The sequence below is a fragment of the Pseudoalteromonas sp. G4 genome, from assembly GCF_028875915.1.
Taxonomy (GTDB): domain Bacteria; phylum Pseudomonadota; class Gammaproteobacteria; order Enterobacterales; family Alteromonadaceae; genus Pseudoalteromonas.
The window spans coordinates 1-16,079 of the sequence record NZ_JAPEHW010000020.1 but is presented as its reverse complement, the minus strand read 5'-3'; the positions used below and the strand labels follow the sequence as shown (position 1 = coordinate 16,079).

13 protein-coding genes and 2 tRNA genes are annotated in these 16,079 nt (G+C 39.9%); 11 read left to right on the top strand and 4 right to left on the bottom strand.

Translation table 11 applies throughout. The features are described 5' to 3' along the window. Positions 1-111: 111 nt before the first annotated feature. The 7 genes from ON073_RS08405 (at position 112) to purF (ending at position 10,068) form a co-directional block, all read left to right on the top strand. Positions 112-4,116, top strand: a complete 4,005-nt coding sequence (locus tag ON073_RS08405) for a FimV/HubP family polar landmark protein (protein ID WP_274761441.1) — start codon at positions 112-114, stop codon at positions 4,114-4,116. A gap of 97 nt (positions 4,117-4,213) precedes the next feature. Next, positions 4,214-5,005, top strand: coding sequence for a tRNA pseudouridine(38-40) synthase TruA (gene truA / locus ON073_RS08400; protein WP_274761440.1), 792 nt, complete (start codon positions 4,214-4,216; stop codon positions 5,003-5,005). A 131-nt stretch (positions 5,006-5,136) separates the two neighbouring features. After that, entirely contained in the window at positions 5,137-6,012 is an 876-nt protein-coding gene (accD, locus tag ON073_RS08395) for an acetyl-CoA carboxylase, carboxyltransferase subunit beta (RefSeq protein WP_274761439.1), read from the top strand. A gap of 29 nt (positions 6,013-6,041) precedes the next feature. Beyond that, complete coding sequence (gene folC / locus ON073_RS08390) at positions 6,042-7,310, top strand: bifunctional tetrahydrofolate synthase/dihydrofolate synthase (RefSeq protein WP_274761438.1); 1,269 nt, start codon at positions 6,042-6,044, stop codon at positions 7,308-7,310. Between the two features lie 2 nt (positions 7,311-7,312). Further along, positions 7,313-7,972 carry an SPOR domain-containing protein gene (locus ON073_RS08385; protein ID WP_274761437.1) on the top strand — a complete coding sequence of 220 codons (660 nt, stop codon included), beginning with the start codon at positions 7,313-7,315 and terminating at the stop codon, positions 7,970-7,972. 60 nt (positions 7,973-8,032) lie between these two features. Continuing rightward, a complete protein-coding gene (locus ON073_RS08380) occupies positions 8,033-8,521 on the top strand; it encodes a CvpA family protein (protein ID WP_274761436.1) in 489 nt (162 codons plus the stop codon). 26 nt (positions 8,522-8,547) lie between these two features. Beyond that, positions 8,548-10,068 carry an amidophosphoribosyltransferase gene (gene purF, locus ON073_RS08375; protein ID WP_274761435.1) on the top strand — a complete coding sequence of 507 codons (1,521 nt, stop codon included), beginning with the start codon at positions 8,548-8,550 and terminating at the stop codon, positions 10,066-10,068. An 80-nt stretch (positions 10,069-10,148) separates the two neighbouring features. Here the strand turns inward: purF and ON073_RS08370 are convergent, their stop codons facing one another. Then, a complete protein-coding gene (locus ON073_RS08370; RefSeq protein ID WP_274761434.1) occupies positions 10,149-10,751 on the bottom strand; it encodes a Yip1 family protein in 603 nt (200 codons plus the stop codon). A 261-nt stretch (positions 10,752-11,012) separates the two neighbouring features. Between ON073_RS08370 and miaE the strand changes: the two genes are divergently transcribed. After that, complete coding sequence (gene miaE, locus ON073_RS08365) at positions 11,013-11,789, top strand: tRNA isopentenyl-2-thiomethyl-A-37 hydroxylase MiaE (protein WP_274761433.1); 777 nt, start codon at positions 11,013-11,015, stop codon at positions 11,787-11,789. 23 nt (positions 11,790-11,812) lie between these two features. Here miaE and ON073_RS08360 read toward each other — a convergent pair whose 3' ends face one another. Both ON073_RS08360 and ON073_RS08355 read right to left on the bottom strand, forming a co-directional pair. Then, a complete protein-coding gene (locus tag ON073_RS08360) occupies positions 11,813-12,535 on the bottom strand; it encodes a UDP-2,3-diacylglucosamine diphosphatase (protein WP_274761431.1) in 723 nt (240 codons plus the stop codon). 46 nt (positions 12,536-12,581) lie between these two features. Further along, the gene (locus ON073_RS08355; RefSeq protein WP_274761430.1) at positions 12,582-13,076 is read right to left on the bottom strand and encodes a peptidylprolyl isomerase; all 495 of its coding nucleotides are present in this window, start codon (positions 13,074-13,076) and stop codon (positions 12,582-12,584) included. A 141-nt stretch (positions 13,077-13,217) separates the two neighbouring features. Between ON073_RS08355 and cysS the strand changes: the two genes are divergently transcribed. Beyond that, positions 13,218-14,594: a cysteine--tRNA ligase gene (gene cysS, locus ON073_RS08350; protein WP_274761429.1), complete on the top strand. Its 1,377-nt coding sequence runs from the start codon at positions 13,218-13,220 to the stop codon at positions 14,592-14,594. A gap of 73 nt (positions 14,595-14,667) precedes the next feature. Here the strand turns inward: cysS and folD are convergent, their stop codons facing one another. After that, on the bottom strand, positions 14,668-15,522 hold the full coding sequence (folD, locus tag ON073_RS08345) for a bifunctional methylenetetrahydrofolate dehydrogenase/methenyltetrahydrofolate cyclohydrolase FolD (protein ID WP_274761428.1): 855 nt from the start codon (positions 15,520-15,522) through the stop codon (positions 14,668-14,670). A gap of 273 nt (positions 15,523-15,795) precedes the next feature. On the opposite strand from folD, the gene ON073_RS08340 reads away from it, so the two are divergent. Together ON073_RS08340 and ON073_RS08335 are read left to right on the top strand one after the other, a co-directional pair. Then, positions 15,796-15,872, top strand: a tRNA-Pro gene (locus ON073_RS08340). Between the two features lie 41 nt (positions 15,873-15,913). Beyond that, positions 15,914-15,990 (top strand) — tRNA-Arg (locus ON073_RS08335). Positions 15,991-16,079 lie beyond the last annotated feature (89 nt).

Below are 16,079 nucleotides of genomic sequence, written 5' to 3'. Positions count from 1 at the left end.
TGAAATAGCCAAGAAATTTATAAAATTGGTGCAAACTTTGCATAAGTTTAGTGTTCGAACCCCGTTTATTTCGAACAAATGAGCTTTCAGAGTTAATATTAAAGGAAACCCATGCGCAGCTTCTTTTCTTCAAAAGCGATTTTTCTTCTTTCGGTAGTGCTACTTGGCGCTTCAAGCATTTCGTTTGATCTTAATGCTGAAAATACTCGGATCCGTGGGCCCAAAAATGTAGATGTTGGCGAACAAGGTAAACGTTATGGTCCAGTGCGTGATACTGATACTTTGTGGCGTATTGCAACCAAATTAAGGCCAGATAACTCGGTTACTATTTACCAAGTTATGCAGGCCATTTATCAGAAAAACCCCGACTCTTTTTTAGATAATAATATTAACCATTTACGTACCGGCTCATATTTGCGCATGCCCTCTATGCGCGAAATTAGAAGTATTAATGCGGGGTTTGCCCAAGAGCGTTCAGAACTTGATGACAAGCTTTGGGATAAAAAGCTTAAAGGCGAACTCACTCAAACTGAAATCGACGTGGTTGCAAAGCAAGCAGAACAAGCTAAAAAACAAGATGTAATCGTTGCTAAAAAAGAACTGAGCGACGAAATTAAGCAGGCAAAAGAAGCACAAAACGAAAAATTAGAGCAACTTAAAGATGAATTTAAGTCGTCTGTAAATAACGTTGAAGCGATCCTCACTGAAAATGAAAATCTTAAAAAACAAGTTTCAAGTTTATCTACTGAATTAGAGCTTATTCGTGGTCAGCTTGATAGCGATAGACAAACACTTGATGAATTAAAAGCGTTGCTGGCAGAGCAGCACCGTATTCTTGCAGCGCAAGAAGCCAAAGCAAAAGCAGAAGCAGAATCGTTTAGCTTTCAGGATTTAACAAATAATCCATTGCTATTAGTTGTACTTGCTTTAATTCCTGGTTTCTTAATTGTGGGTGGTGCTATTTATTGGTTTAAATCCCGCGCCGCGAATAGCGAACCTGAAGAGCCAATTTTTGATACGCCTTCGCCAAATATTCCTGAACCTATCGTAAACGACAACTTGGACGATGATTTATCAGATGGCTTAGGTGATGTGCTTGCTAATGGCTTAGATGAACCATTAGATGATGAATTAAGTGCAGGTCTTGATGACCCATTTGATGATGCATTGGATCAAAGTTTTGATGATTCACTTGAAGACGATATTGTCGCACTTGACGATAGTTTAGATGATGCTTTAGAAGAGCCAGATGATCTGCTCTATGAAGAGGAAGAGCCAGCACTCGAAAGCGATAACTCACTATTAGATCAAGATGAATTAGATGGATTATTAGGTGATGCACTAGATGATGATGGCTCTGATGACTTAGTGCCAGATATGAACAATGATGTTGCTGATGATGGATTACTTGATGCAGACGATATCGATGCCATTCTTGCACAAGATTTTGACTCTCCAGTAGATAATGATAATGACAGTAATGACATTGCTATCGATGAGATGGTTGCTAGCGATAGTGAGATTGAGCTTGATATACCCGAAGAATTTGAACCATCAAATGAAATTGAATCTGATGTTGCTGATGTTGATGCCATTATGGACGAGCTTAGCAATGATGAAGTTGATTTGGATGAAAGTTTAAGTGATGACCTAGAGCCGGAAGAGAAAGAACCTGAAATCCAACTGGACATGGACGACATCGATGCCATGATCGATGAAGTTGAAGCAGATGACACAGACTTAACCGATCTAGATGCATTATTAGAAGAAGCAAATTCTGATGCTGAGCGATTAGCTTCTCAACAGGCTGCTGCTGAAGCGTTTGCAAATACCGATACTTCTGAGCAAGACCTTGAAGAGTCAATCGATATCAATGAAAGCGAAAATGCGCAAGATACTTCTGATGAAATTGAGTCAGAGGATGCAGTAGATGACATTGATGCATTACTTGATGAAGCTGCAGGTAACGAAGAAGTAAATGAAGCTGATGACATTGACTCATTACTTGATGAAGCTGAAATTACTGAAGAAACTAATGATATTAGTGACTCTCTTGATGAAGATGAATTACTCGATTCAGCACTTGAAGATACAGACCTAGAAACGGCATTGCCTGAAAAAGAGCTAGCAGCTGCTGAAATTGAGCAAGACAAGCTTGAACCAGAAAATGCATTAGACGACATCGATGCATTACTTGATGAAACTGCAGATGTTGAAGAAGTAAATGATGTTAGTGACTCTGTTGATGAAGATGATTTACTAGATTCAGCGCTTGAAGGTATAGACCTAGAAGCTGAGTTGCCTGAAAGCGAGCTAGCAACGCCAGAATTAGAGCAAGACGATCTTGAACCAGAAACTGCAGTCGATGACATTGATGCATTACTTGATGAAACTGTTGATGTTGAAGAAGCAAATGAAGTTAGTGGCTCTCTTGATGAGGATGATTTACTAGATTCAGCAATTGAAGGTACAGACCTAGAAGCTGAATTACCTGAAAGCGAGCTAGCTACATCTGAAATAGAGCAAGACGAGCTTGAGCCAGAAAATGCAGTCGATGATATTGATGCATTACTTGATGAAACTGCAGATGTTGAAGAAGCAAATGATATTAGTGACTCTCTTGATGAGCATGATTTACTTGATTCAGCGCTTGAAGATGACCTAGAAGCAGAATTGCCTAAAAGTGAGTTAGCAACTGCTGAAATTGAGCAAGACGAGCTTGAACCAGAATCTGTAGAAGACAACATCGATGCATTGCTTGATGAAACTGAAACTGTTGATGTTGAAGAAGTAAATGATGTTAGTGACTCTCTTGAAGGTGATGAATTACTGGATTCAGCGATTGAAGAGATAAACGTTGAAGCTGAAGTTGCCGAAAGCGAACTGGCAACTGATGATAAATTACCAGATGAGCTATCAATAGAATCAGATGATTTCTTGGCTGATCTTGATAATGATTTTACAGAAGAGTTGATTGACGTTGATGCAACGGATGATGAAGCTTTACTTGATTCGCTGCTGGAAGATGAAAATGATATTTCTAGCGATGGGAATAACGAAACGGATCTTCAAAATCTAGTATCTGAAGAAAGTGCAATTCCTTCACTTGATAATTTTGAAGAACAAACCCAAGCACACGATGAGAACACTGCATTACCTGAAGAGCAAGAAGTCGAGTTAGATAATGTAGGTGATGATTTACTCGATGACATCTCGCAACTAGATGAACAACAGCAAGATGTAACAGCTGATAGTTTTGATTTATCAGACGATGATTTAGAAAGTACATTTGATGAGCAATTATTATCTGAAGACAGTATTGACTTCGGTGATGACCCTTTAGTTGATGTTGATTTAGAAGCAGAAGATGAGCGTTTATCAGATGCATTTGATAACGACGAGCAAATGCGTGCAGATGCACCTAGCCAAATTTTGGATGAGTACCCAGAGCTTGAACTAGATGAAGCGCTTGAAGAACTTGATGCACCAGCATTTAGCTCTGAAGATCCATTACCTGAAATTAAAGACGCTCAAGCTATTAATGAAGAAGTGATCACCACTGAAGATCTATCGACCAGTGATGAAGATGATTTCCTTGATGATGAAATTATTGGTAGTGACTTAGATAACAGTAATGATTTACTCATTGACGATTTAGAAAGTACTGATTTTGATAGTTTATTAAATGAATTAGCAGAACCAGAGCCAATTACTGCTGAATCGCAAAAAGACTTCGAACTTGATTTTGATTCACTTTTAAGTGAACAAACAGAAGCAGAACCGTTTGAAGTAGAAGAAATCGATACTGCAGAGTCTGATTATTTAGATATCGATGATTTACTTGAAGAAAGTGATGATGCTGAATCTGATATTGAGCCTTACCAAAATGTTGATATGGATGTTGGTTTAGGGGATTTTGAGGACTTACTAGCAGGAGAAGATGCATTAGATGTTGATATGGAAGGTCAAGGCTACTCTGCTAAATTAGACCTTGCACGCGCTTATCTTGAAATAAATGATGCTGAAAGTGCATTGAAGGTAATAGAAGAGGTTATTAATAATGGCCCTCCTGAAGTTCAAGATGAAGCTATAGCACTAAAACAACAACTATCTTAATTATTTGAAAAAGCCCGCAATGCGGGCTTTTTTATACTTGGTATCAAGGCAACGTCTCGGTATAATTGGGGTTTTTCAAATTCATGGAATATTGTTCATGCGAGTCGCTCTAGGCGTAGAATATGATGGTTCTCAGTACAGTGGTTGGCAACGCCAACAACATGTTAACAGTGTACAACAAGAGCTCGAAAATGCGCTTTCAAAAATTTGTAACGAAAAAATAGAAGTGACTTGTGCAGGTCGGACAGATGCGGGTGTTCATGGTACCGGTCAAGTAGTACATTTTGATACTACGGCTGATAGAGCTATGGTGTCGTTTACTCTTGGTGTAAATGCCAATTTACCTGATGCGATCGCTATTCGCTGGGCAAAAGAAGTAAGTGAAGAATTTCATGCTCGCTACAGCGCCACAGCAAGGCGTTATCGCTATATTATTTATAATAGCACTTATCGCCCAGGTATTTTACGCTCTGGCTTAAGCCATTATCACCATCCGTTGGATGTTGAAAAAATGCAACAAGCAGCGCCTTATTTACTAGGCGAACAAGACTTTACTTCAGTACGAGCAGTGCATTGTCAGTCAAAAACACCGTTTAGAAACGTAATGCACTTAAATGTAGAACGTTTTAACGATTTTATTGTGATTGATATTAAAGCCAATGCGTTTGTTCACCACATGGTGCGCAATATTGCCGGTTGTTTAATAGATATTGGTCAAGGCAAGTATCCACCTGGGTGGATGCAGCAAGTTTTAGCCTTAAAAGACCGCACACAGGCATCTGCAACGGCAAAGCCAGGCGGTTTGTACTTAGTTGAAGTTGATTACCCTGAACATTTTGAGATACCCAAATCAAATCCAGGGCCGCTATTTTTGCCAAATAGCTTATAAAAAACCGAATAAATAACACAATTTAGCGACATATTAGACCAGTTTTTTATACCTTAGTCGCACGATTAGTGTTTTAATTGCAAAAATTTTCTGCGCCGTTCAAAGCAGATATAGCAGTGAGAGAGATTTAAATGAGCTGGTTAGAAAAGATCTTACCAAAAACAACCAAGTCTACAGGTCGTAAAGAAATTCCAGAAGGTGTTTGGGCTAAATGTGGTGATTGTGACACGATCGTTTACAAGGCAGAACTCGAAAAACAACAACATGTTTGCCCTAAGTGTGATCACCATATGCGCATTGGCGCTCGTAAACGTCTTGAACAGTTTTTAGACGATGGCGAACAAGTCGAATTGGGTCAAGATTTAGAACCAAAAGATGTTCTTAAATTTAAAGATTCAAAAAAATACTCAGATCGCATCACTAGCGCACAGAAAGTTAGTGGGGAAAAAGATGCATTAGTTGCAATGACTGGCCGCTTAAAAGGTGTACCAGTAGCTGCTGTGGCATTTGAATTCTCATTTATGGGTGGTTCTATGGCATCGGTTGTAGGTGCGCGCTTTGTTGAAGCGGTAAATGCATGTCTTGAGCGTAAAATGCCGTTAATCTGTTTCTCAGCTTCAGGTGGTGCGCGCATGCAAGAAGCACTTATGTCATTAATGCAAATGGCAAAAACAAGTGCTGCACTTGATAAAATGAGTGAGCAAGGCTTACCGTTTATCTCAGTACTTACTGACCCTACCATGGGGGGTGTATCTGCGTCTTTAGCAATGCTAGGAGATATTAATATTGCTGAGCCAAAAGCACTTATTGGTTTTGCAGGTCCACGCGTAATTGAGCAAACAGTTCGTGAAACTTTACCAGAAGGTTTCCAACGTTCTGAATTCTTATTAGAGCATGGTGCAATCGACATGATTGTTGACCGTCGTGAAATGCGCGACACCATTGCACGTCTTGTTGCGAAATATATGCACTTGCCGTCAACTGAACAAGAGCATAGAATTGCATAATCTAAACTGATTTAGCAACTTATTGCACTATGACACATGTTGTACCAAGCCAATCGTCGAGTCTAGATGATTGGCTTTGTTATTTAGAAAGTATTCATCCTTCAAACATTGATATGGGTTTAACTCGCGTTCGCCAAGTAGGTGAAAAGCAAGGTTATACCTCACTTCCAAATGTTATTTTAATTGCTGGCACAAACGGTAAAGGCACTACAGCCCGTTGTTTAGAGGCCATTCTACTGGCGCAAGGTTACTCTGTTGGTACCTACGCTTCGCCACATCTTATTCGCTATAACGAGCGAGTACGCATTAATGGCGCCGAATTACCCGATCAAGACCACGTAGATGCATTTCATGCACTTGAACAAGGGCGCGGTGACATTAGCCTGACTTATTTTGAGTTTGGTACACTGGCGGCACTTGAAGTATTTAAGCAGAAAAAGCCTGACTACATCTTATTAGAGGTAGGGTTAGGTGGTCGATTGGATGCTACCAACATTGTTGACCCAATTGCGTCTGTTATAACCACTATCGATTTAGACCACAAAGAATACTTAGGCGACACTCGAGAGTTAGTGGGTAGAGAAAAAGCCGGTATTTTTAGAGCGCATGCTCCGGCAATTGTTGGTGATTTAGCGATTCCTAATTCAATTTGGCAATACGCAGAAGAATTAGGCACTCAGGTAATTGCAGCGCAAAGAGATTATTCATTCGAGTTAAGCGGTGATGCGCTTGACTATAAAAATGATAAATTAGCGTTTCAATTGCCTGTGCCAAATATTCCGGCACAAAATGTTGCAACGGCAATCACAACGCTTGATACATTAGGCCTATTACCTAACGAGCAAACACTCCGTGAGGTGCTAACTAACCTTGTCGTTGAAGGGCGTTTTCAGCGTTTAAGTGAAAAGCCGTTGGTGTATGCAGATGTTGCTCATAATCCTGAGTCTGCTCGCTATTTAGCAGCTAAATTGGCACAATTTAAAGCGTGCGGTAAAAATATTATTGCTTTAACTGGTATGTTACAAGACAAAGACCAAAAAGCCGTATTTAACGCAGTTAAAGCGCAAGTAGATGAATGGCATTTAGCGACGCTGTCATGCTTTAGGGGTGATAAGGCTGAAAATCTTTCAGTTAATTTACAGAGCGAAATTGAATCGCCAAAACTGTCATTACACGCAAGTGTAGCTCAAGGTTTAAACACTATTTTAAACACCATGGATGATGAAGATTTGCTAATTGTATTTGGCTCATTTTACACTGTGGCTGATGCAATTGCGTTTTGGCAAAATAAGGAGTGAGGGTGACTAGTCAATTTATCAACCGTTTAGTGGGTACCATTATCGTTGTAACAGCAGCGATTGTGTTTATTCCTAATATTTTGGATGGTGAAAAGGTACAAAAAAGAGAAACCTTTAAAGACATTCCTGAGCGCCCTGAATTTAAAGCGATAGAACTTGATCCTGAGCCTGACCAAACGCTTGCTCGTGAATCACTGCCAAGTACGCCTGTGATTGAAGAAGCGGCGATTGATGAAGGTGAAAACTCACCTTTTAATAATGAACTCTCAGCCGATCAGCAAATAGCACAAACAGAAGCTGAAATCATTGAAGAAAAGAAAGTGGCTACGGTTGAAGTTGATGCAAAACCAGCTGTAAATGAGGTTGAAGTTGAGCCTAAAGTTGCTGTTAAACGTGCTGAACAAAGTAACCTTAATGAGTTTGCTTGGGTGATTCAATTAGGCAGTTTTTCGCACAAAGCAAATGTTGATTCTTTATTGGCCAAATTGAAAAGCGCTGGCTTTACAGCATTTACTAAACCAATTAAAACACCCTCAGGCACGTTAACAAAAGTGTTTGTAGGCCCTGAGCTAGATAAGCAAAAGTTAGAATCGCAATTACCTCAGTTAAAAAAATTAACCAAGCTAAATGGTCGAGTAACACAATTCGAAATCACAAATTGAGCTGGCAATTAAGCGTAAGCTTATATAAAATGCGCGCGAAACATAAAAGGGCAGGTTAATATGATCTGGGTAGATTACACCATTCTGGGTATCATCGGGCTTTCATCCTTGATAAGTTTGATGCGCGGCTTTGTTAAAGAAGCAATGTCGCTAGCTGTTTGGATTGCTGCCTTTTTTATCTCAAGCATGTTTTATGAACACCTCGCTGTTTTCCTTACAGACCAAATCTCCGAACCCCTAGTACGTAATGGCGCTGCAATTGCAATCTTGTTTTTCTCAACTTTGATTGTCGGCAGTTTAGTTAATTATGTGCTTGGAGAATTAGTCCAAAGAACAGGGCTGTCAGGCACTGACCGAGTAATTGGTTTGGTATTTGGCGCTTTGCGTGGCGTGCTTATAATTAGTGCACTATTATTTTTTCTCGATGCTTTCACCAGTGCCCCAAGTAAAGACTGGTGGAGTCGTTCAAATTTAATTCCAGAGTTTAGCTTTATTATTGAATGGTTTTTTGAATACCTAGAAGATAATTCAAGCTTCTTAACTCAGTAACCCCTTATCAGGCGAGGATTTTTCTCATGTGTGGTATCGTTGGTATCGTCGGAACTACCCCGGTAAATCAAACCCTTTATGACGGTCTAACCGTTTTGCAACACCGTGGTCAGGATGCGGCGGGTATTATTACCATTGACAATAACACCTTTAGCTTACGTAAAGATAATGGCCTTGTGAAAGATGTATTTCACACACGCCATATGAAACGTTTACAAGGCGATATGGGTATTGGTCATGTTCGTTACCCAACGGCTGGTTCTTCAAGCTCAGCTGAAGCACAACCGTTTTATGTAAACTCGCCATTTGGTATTGCGCTAGCGCACAATGGCAATCTAACAAATGCAGAAGCGTTAAAAGAAGATTTATTCAAAACAGCAAAGCGCCACGTTAACACCACATCAGATTCAGAAGTATTACTGAATATCTTAGCCCATGAACTTGCTAAGCCTAATAAACTAGAGCTTTCGCCAGAAGATGTTTTTACTGCGGTAACGACTGTAAACAGCAAAGTGGTAGGTGGTTATGCATCAATCGCGATGATTATCGGTCACGGTATGATTGCATTTCGTGATGCTAATGGTATTCGTCCACTGGTATTTGGTAAACGCGAAACAGAGCAGGGTGTTGAATATATGTTCGCATCTGAAAGTGTTGCTCTTGATGCGTGTGGTTTTGCATTTATTCGTGATGTTGCACCAGGTGAAGCTATTTTTGTTTCTAACGATGGTCAATTACATTCACAGCAATGTGCATCGAATGCGTCTTATAGCCCGTGTATTTTCGAATTTGTTTATTTTGCTCGCCCAGATTCTACGATTGATAAAATCTCAGTTTATGCAGCGCGTGTAAACATGGGTACTAAACTTGGCGAAAAAGTTAAGCGTGAATGGGCTGATAAAGAAATTGATGTAATCATTCCAATTCCTGAAACGTCATGTGATATTGCTCTAGAAATGGCAAATGTACTTGAACTGCCTTACCGTCAAGGTTTCGTTAAAAACCGTTATATTGGCCGTACCTTCATTATGCCGGGTCAGGAGCTACGTAAAAAGTCGGTACGCCGTAAACTTAATGCAATTGCACAAGAGTTTAAAGGTAAAAACGTATTACTTGTCGATGATTCAATTGTACGTGGTACAACATCTGCGCAAATCGTTGAAATGGCACGTGAAGCAGGTGCTAAAAATGTTTACTTCGCATCTGCGGCACCAGAAATTCGCTTCCCGAATGTGTATGGTGTTGATATGCCATCAGCGCAAGAACTGATTGCTCATGGGCGTGAAGTTGAAGATATCAATGCAAGCATTGGCGCTGATGGCCTAATCTATCAATCACTAAATGATTTGATCGCTGCTGTAAGCCAAGAAAATCCAGAAATTACTAACTTTGAAACATCTGTTTTTGATGGTAATTATGTAACTGGTGATATTGACCAAGCTTACTTAAACCGTATTGATGCACTGCGTAACGATGCTGCAAAATCTGACCGCGAATCAGCAATGTCTTCAGGTTTAGAGCTTCATAACCAAGATGCTAGTGAATAATTTCTAGGAAATTAATCGATAAAAAAGGAGCTTTAAGCTCCTTTTTTGTTTTATTAACTATGTTAGCTAGCAATTTTTACTCAGCCTGATGTAAACATTGGTCCGAAGCCTGATGTCCACATAATCGCAGTTGCTGCAAGAATAATAACCAGTAGCACTAAGCCGCAAGTCACAACGGAGCTTGCATATATAAAGCCACGCTCTTCTGGAATATGCATTAGAATTGGCACACCGGTGTATAGTAAATACACTGAATAAGCGACAGCACCACAGCCTACCAGAACAATAAACCATAATTCAGGATACACCGCAGCTAGTGCAGACATGAAAATAGGTGTTGATGTATACGCTGCTAATTCAAGTGTTTGTGTATAACTTGGTTCAGCCCCAAATGTAACCGCCATCCAATGTGCAAGGTATGCCAGTGTAAATACGCCTGCAATAAGAGCGAAATACATTGAAACCGCTAGTAACATGGCGCTTGATTCAGTTAGGAATATGCGATCTCCAACTCCGACACTCCAACCTAAATAAACTGCTGAAAAATAACCCATTACACTTGGTACTAGTGCAATAAGCAAGATATGAGACATGCTATAACCAAAGCTTTCGTGGCGAGCATCAATAGTTTGCCACTCTTCTTTTGGGTGGGCGTATAAACCCCAAAGGTGATTTAAAATCATATTGTGTTCCTTGTATTACCCTAAATTGATTGGCTAATGTGATTTTTGACTTCAAATTCAACAATTAGCGTTTGTTGTTTTTTTAAACAGGTCATTACTACTTATTGGTGATTGTTAATAAAATGTCAAGAAATATAATTGAAGGTTTTCTATAAAATCTGATGAAGATCAATGCAAACAAAGGTGAAATAAGAAGATTCAAGACTTAGTTTAAGTTGTTATGATAAAATTAGTTATTATTCATTTTTGTCTAACGTAGATATGAGTTTAGCTAAATATCAAGATTTACTAGCCCCCATTTATCAGTTTTTACAGTGTGAAACCCCTGATGAATGGGTAACTGAAGCCAAGAAAACTGAAAATTTACCCGTTTTGTTACTCGATCATTTAATTTGTGAGTTAAAAGCTGGGCAAACGGCAATGTGGCTTATTCGTAAATATGCCGCAGACAAAAAAAGTGGCGAAGCCTTACTTGAATGGTTCCAGCCTTATGAGAAGTTTGTTTATAAGAAAGAAGGTTCGTTAGAGTCTCTCGCGGAGCATTACAAGCTTAGCAAAGAAATTGTACCAAAAAGTGACTCGAATTTTGGCCAAGACTTGATTGATAAAATGGTACTGCTAATTAAGGAAGAGCTTCATCATTTTTACCAAGTATTAGAGATCATGGTGGCTCGAGGTATTCCTTACGAAAATATCACAGCGAGTCGATATGCTAAAGGTATGATGACACATGTGCGTACCCACGAGCCTGCAATTTTGATTGATAAGCTGATCTGCGGTGCTTATATAGAAGCTCGTTCATGTGAGCGCTTTGCCAAGCTAGCGCCACACTTAGATGATGAACTGTGTAAATTCTACATTTCATTGCTTCGCTCAGAAGCCCGTCATTATGAAGATTATCTTGCTCTTGCACAGCAGGTTGCGGGAGAAGATATTTCAGAACGCGTGAAATTTTTCGGTGAAATAGAAGCTGAGCTTATTTCATCACCTGATGATGATTTTAAATTTCACAGTGGAAAACCAAAAGAGCGCAGTTAGCGCTCTTTTTGATTGTGTTCAATTTATAAGGGCTCACTAATCAGCTTAATGCCTTGTTGTGATGCCTCGATATACCATAAATCGGTATACCAATCGCCAAGTACATAACGTGTTTTATTGTTGTAAGTATGCACATTAGGGCGGTGAGTGTGACCGTGGATCATCTGACTAACATTAAATTTAGTAAAATATTCTGACACGGTTTGTTCGTTCACATCCATAATGGCTTGCGACTTCATTTTTTTGGATTGTTTACTGCGGGCACGAATTTTAGCCGCTTTCTTCTGGCGAAAACTAAGTGGTAAATTAAGCATTAAAGTTTGCCACCACCATGAACGACTTTTTTTACGAAATTTTTGGTATTCAATATCATCAGTGCAAAGCTCATCGCCATGACAAATTAGTGTCGGTGTGCCGTATAAATTAATGACTGTTTGTTCCGGCAGCAATGTCATATCACATGCTTTGGCGTAGTGCTTTTTAATTAAAAAATCGCGATTGCCATGGGTAAAAAAAAGTTTTATGCCTGATTGGCTTAATTTTTTTAATTCATGGGCGACTTTTTGATTGAGTGTTGTATGGTTGTCATCACCAATCCATGCTTCAAAAAAATCCCCAAGAATATATAGCGCGTCTACCGATTTGGCGTTTTGCTGCAATTTATTAAGAAAGGTAAAGAAACCTTGATTAATCAAGGAAGTGTCGTCGCTTAAATGAAGATCTGCAATAAAATAGGTTTTATTCATAGTAGGCCAGAAATTGCCCCGCGAAACACAGGGCAAAAGATGCTAATTAAGCGTCGATAGTTGCGCTTTCAATCACAACAGAATCAAGTGGTACGTCTTGGTGGAAACCATAGCTACCTGTTGGTACAGCTTTGATTTTCTCAACAATATCCATACCTTCAACTACTTCACCGAATACACAGTAGCCCCAACCTTGTGATGTTTCACTAGTGAAGTTTAAGAAGTCGTTGTTGTTCACGTTAATGAAAAACTGCGCTGTAGCTGAGTGTGGATCTGGCGTACGTGCCATTGCAATCGTACCTACTTTGTTTTGTAGGCCGTTATTTGCTTCGTTTTCAATTGGTGCTTGTACGTCTTTTTGTTCCATATCCGCAGTGAAGCCACCGCCTTGAACCATAAAACCGTCGATAACACGGTGGAAGATAGTACCGTCATAAAAACCCGATTTTACGTAGTTAATAAAGTTTTCTACTGTTTTCGGAGCTTTTTCTGCATTTAAAGCGATTTTGATGTCGCCAAAATTGGTTTTAATAGTAACCATGTTTATTCCAACTGTTAGTTTTTAATAAGTGTCAGGCTATTTTATAAAATATCTGGTAATAGAACAAAGAAAGATTTATCCGTTAACCACAACCATGTTAAAATGCCGCTTTAGTATGCGCAAACATAGAGGAAATTATAAATGTTGCAGATTTACAACACACTTACACGACAAAAAGAAGCCTTTAAACCACTAGTAGCTGGCAAAGTAGGCATGTATGTGTGTGGTATCACCATTTATGATTACTGTCATGTGGGTCATGCACGCACTTATGTGTCGTTTGATGTGATGAATCGTTTTCTTCGTCATGCTGGTTTTGATGTAACTTATGTACGAAATATCACAGACGTAGATGATAAAATCATCAAGCGTGCAAATGAAAATGGCGAAGCAATTGATGCGCTTACTGTGCGCATGACTAAAGCAATGCATGAAGATTTTGATGCGCTGAATATGCTACCTGCAGATATTGAGCCTACTGTAACCGGTCATATGGATGAAATCATTGCGATGATTGAACGTTTGATTGAGAAAAAGCATGCTTATGTAGCAAGCAATGGTGATGTACTCTTTGATGTATCAACCTTTGAACAGTACGGTGCATTATCGCAGCAAGACTTAGATATGCTTCAAGCGGGTGCGCGCGTAGACGTTGCTGAAGGCAAAGACGATCCACTAGATTTTGTTCTTTGGAAAAAAGCTAAAGTAGACGAGCCATCATGGTCAAGCCCATGGGGTGAAGGTCGCCCTGGTTGGCATATTGAGTGTTCGGCAATGAGTAACAAGCACTTAGGTGCGCATTTTGATATTCATGGTGGTGGCTCAGATTTACAATTCCCTCACCACGAAAATGAAATTGCACAGTCATGCTGCGCAACGGGCGAAAAGTATGTAAATACTTGGATCCACACTGGTATGGTACAAGTAAATAAAGAAAAAATGTCTAAGTCGTTAGGCAACTTCTTTACGCTGCGTGATGTATTAAAAGAGTATGATCGTGAGTCGGTACGCTTTTTCTTAATTAATGGTCATTATCGTAGCCAGCTGAATTACTCAACGGAGAATTTAGAGCAAGCCCGTGCAGCAATGGAACGTATTTACACAGCACTTCGCGGTGTTGATGTCATTGAAACTTCACTTGAAAATGATTATGTGGCGCGTTTTAACGCTGCGATGAATGATGATTTCAATACGCCTGAAGCACTACCGGTGATTTTCGAACTGGCAAAAGAAATAAACCGCTTAAAAGATGAAGATGCGAATCAAGCTGGTCAACTTGCATTTATACTTAAAACGCTGGGTGAAATATTAGGTATTGCACAGCAAGATCCTGAGAGCTTTTTACAAGGTGAGCAGGATGATAATGAAGTGGCAGAAATTGAAGCCTTGATTTTACAGCGTAACCAAGCCCGTGCAGATAAAAACTGGGCACTTGCAGATGAAGCCCGTGATAAGCTAACCGCTATGGGCGTTGTGCTTGAAGATAGCGCAGGTAAAACAACTTGGCGTAAAGCTTAATTATTTGAGCTTAAACAATAAAAAAGGTTGCCACGGCAACCTTTTTTATTTCGGCTAGATTTAAATCTAAAATCTAGCTGTGATATGTTTCACACGCTTCAAGTGTGTTCGCAATTAAGCTTGCAACTGTCATAGGACCAACACCACCTGGTACTGGAGTGATGAAACTGGCGTTTTGTGCAGCTACATCATATGCCACATCACCCACTAATTGACCTGATTCTAAGCGGTTAATACCAACATCAATCACAATCGCACCTTTTTTAATCCACTCACCAGGAATAAACTCTGCTTTACCCACAGCAACAACAACTAAATCAGCGCGGCGTACATGTTCTTCAAGGTTTTTAGTAAACTTATGACATACTGTTGTTGTACAACCAGCAAGTAATAGCTCTAATGCCATTGGACGACCAACAATGTTTGATGCACCAACAACAACAGCATCCATACCTTTGTACTTAACGCCTGTTGAATCAAGTAATGTGATAATGCCTTTTGGTGTACATGGACGAAGTGCAGGCATACGCTGTGCTAAGCGACCTACATTATATGGGTGAAAACCATCAACATCTTTATGTGGAGTAATTCTTTCTAAGATTTGTTCAGCATCTAGACCCTCCGGTAATGGAAGCTGTACTAAGATACCATCTACTTCTGGGTCATTATTTAACTGCTCAACTAAATCCAGCAATTGTTGTTGTGTTGCATCACCTGGTAAATCAAAAGATTTAGAAACAAAACCCACTTCTTCACATGCTTTACGTTTTGAGCCAACATAAACTTGGCTGGCAGGATCTTGTCCTACTAATACAACCGCAAGACCGGGTGCGCGTTGACCTTGTTCTTTACGTTCTGCTACGCGCAGTGCAACAGATGTTCTAACTTGTTTTGCAATTGCTTTGCCGTCAATGATGTTTGCTGACATTAAAAAAACCTACATATAAGATACTAAAGTGTGGAGTGGGGCGCATTTTCTCATGAATTTACCCAATAGCCAACAGTGCGAAGCGGACAAATGTCCGATAAATTTGTTTATCTTTTATTCGTAACAATAGGGGGTATAACAAAAACTGAACACTTAGTGCTAAAATTAACCACTTAAACACTTTTTTCAAAAAAAAGGTTTGACGGGACTAGGTCAAATCACTATTATGCACCCCGTTGTTTACGAGCACTCACATGAATGTTCAAAAGCAGTCGGCGTTTAGCGCAGCTTGGTAGCGCACTTGGTTTGGGTCCAAGGGGTCGCAGGTTCAAATCCTGCAACGCCGACCATTTTTATAAAGGGTTTCTGCACTATAGGTGTGGTTCGAAATGCGCCCGTAGCTCAGCCGGATAGAGCAACGGCCTTCTAAGCCGTCGGTCGAAGGTTCGAATCCTTCCGGGTGCGCCATTTATAAAAATATAACAACACACTGCATAAAGTAGTGGCGGCTGTAGCTCAGTTGGTAGAGCCCTGGATTGTGATTCCGGTTGTCGCGA

Coding starts and splice junctions, on each gene's coding strand:
- folD (WP_274761428.1), bottom strand. CDS start 15,522: ATGTCAGCAAACATCATTGACGGCAAAGCAATTGCAAAACAAGTTAGA.
- ON073_RS08405 (WP_274761441.1), top strand. CDS start 112: ATGCGCAGCTTCTTTTCTTCAAAAGCGATTTTTCTTCTTTCGGTAGTG.
- miaE (WP_274761433.1), top strand. CDS start 11,013: ATGAGTTTAGCTAAATATCAAGATTTACTAGCCCCCATTTATCAGTTT.
- purF (WP_274761435.1), top strand. CDS start 8,548: ATGTGTGGTATCGTTGGTATCGTCGGAACTACCCCGGTAAATCAAACC.
- folC (WP_274761438.1), top strand. CDS start 6,042: ATGACACATGTTGTACCAAGCCAATCGTCGAGTCTAGATGATTGGCTT.
- cysS (WP_274761429.1), top strand. CDS start 13,218: ATGTTGCAGATTTACAACACACTTACACGACAAAAAGAAGCCTTTAAA.
- accD (WP_274761439.1), top strand. CDS start 5,137: ATGAGCTGGTTAGAAAAGATCTTACCAAAAACAACCAAGTCTACAGGT.
- truA (WP_274761440.1), top strand. CDS start 4,214: ATGCGAGTCGCTCTAGGCGTAGAATATGATGGTTCTCAGTACAGTGGT.
- ON073_RS08370 (WP_274761434.1), bottom strand. CDS start 10,751: ATGATTTTAAATCACCTTTGGGGTTTATACGCCCACCCAAAAGAAGAG.
- ON073_RS08355 (WP_274761430.1), bottom strand. CDS start 13,076: ATGGTTACTATTAAAACCAATTTTGGCGACATCAAAATCGCTTTAAAT.
- ON073_RS08380 (WP_274761436.1), top strand. CDS start 8,033: ATGATCTGGGTAGATTACACCATTCTGGGTATCATCGGGCTTTCATCC.
- ON073_RS08360 (WP_274761431.1), bottom strand. CDS start 12,535: ATGAATAAAACCTATTTTATTGCAGATCTTCATTTAAGCGACGACACT.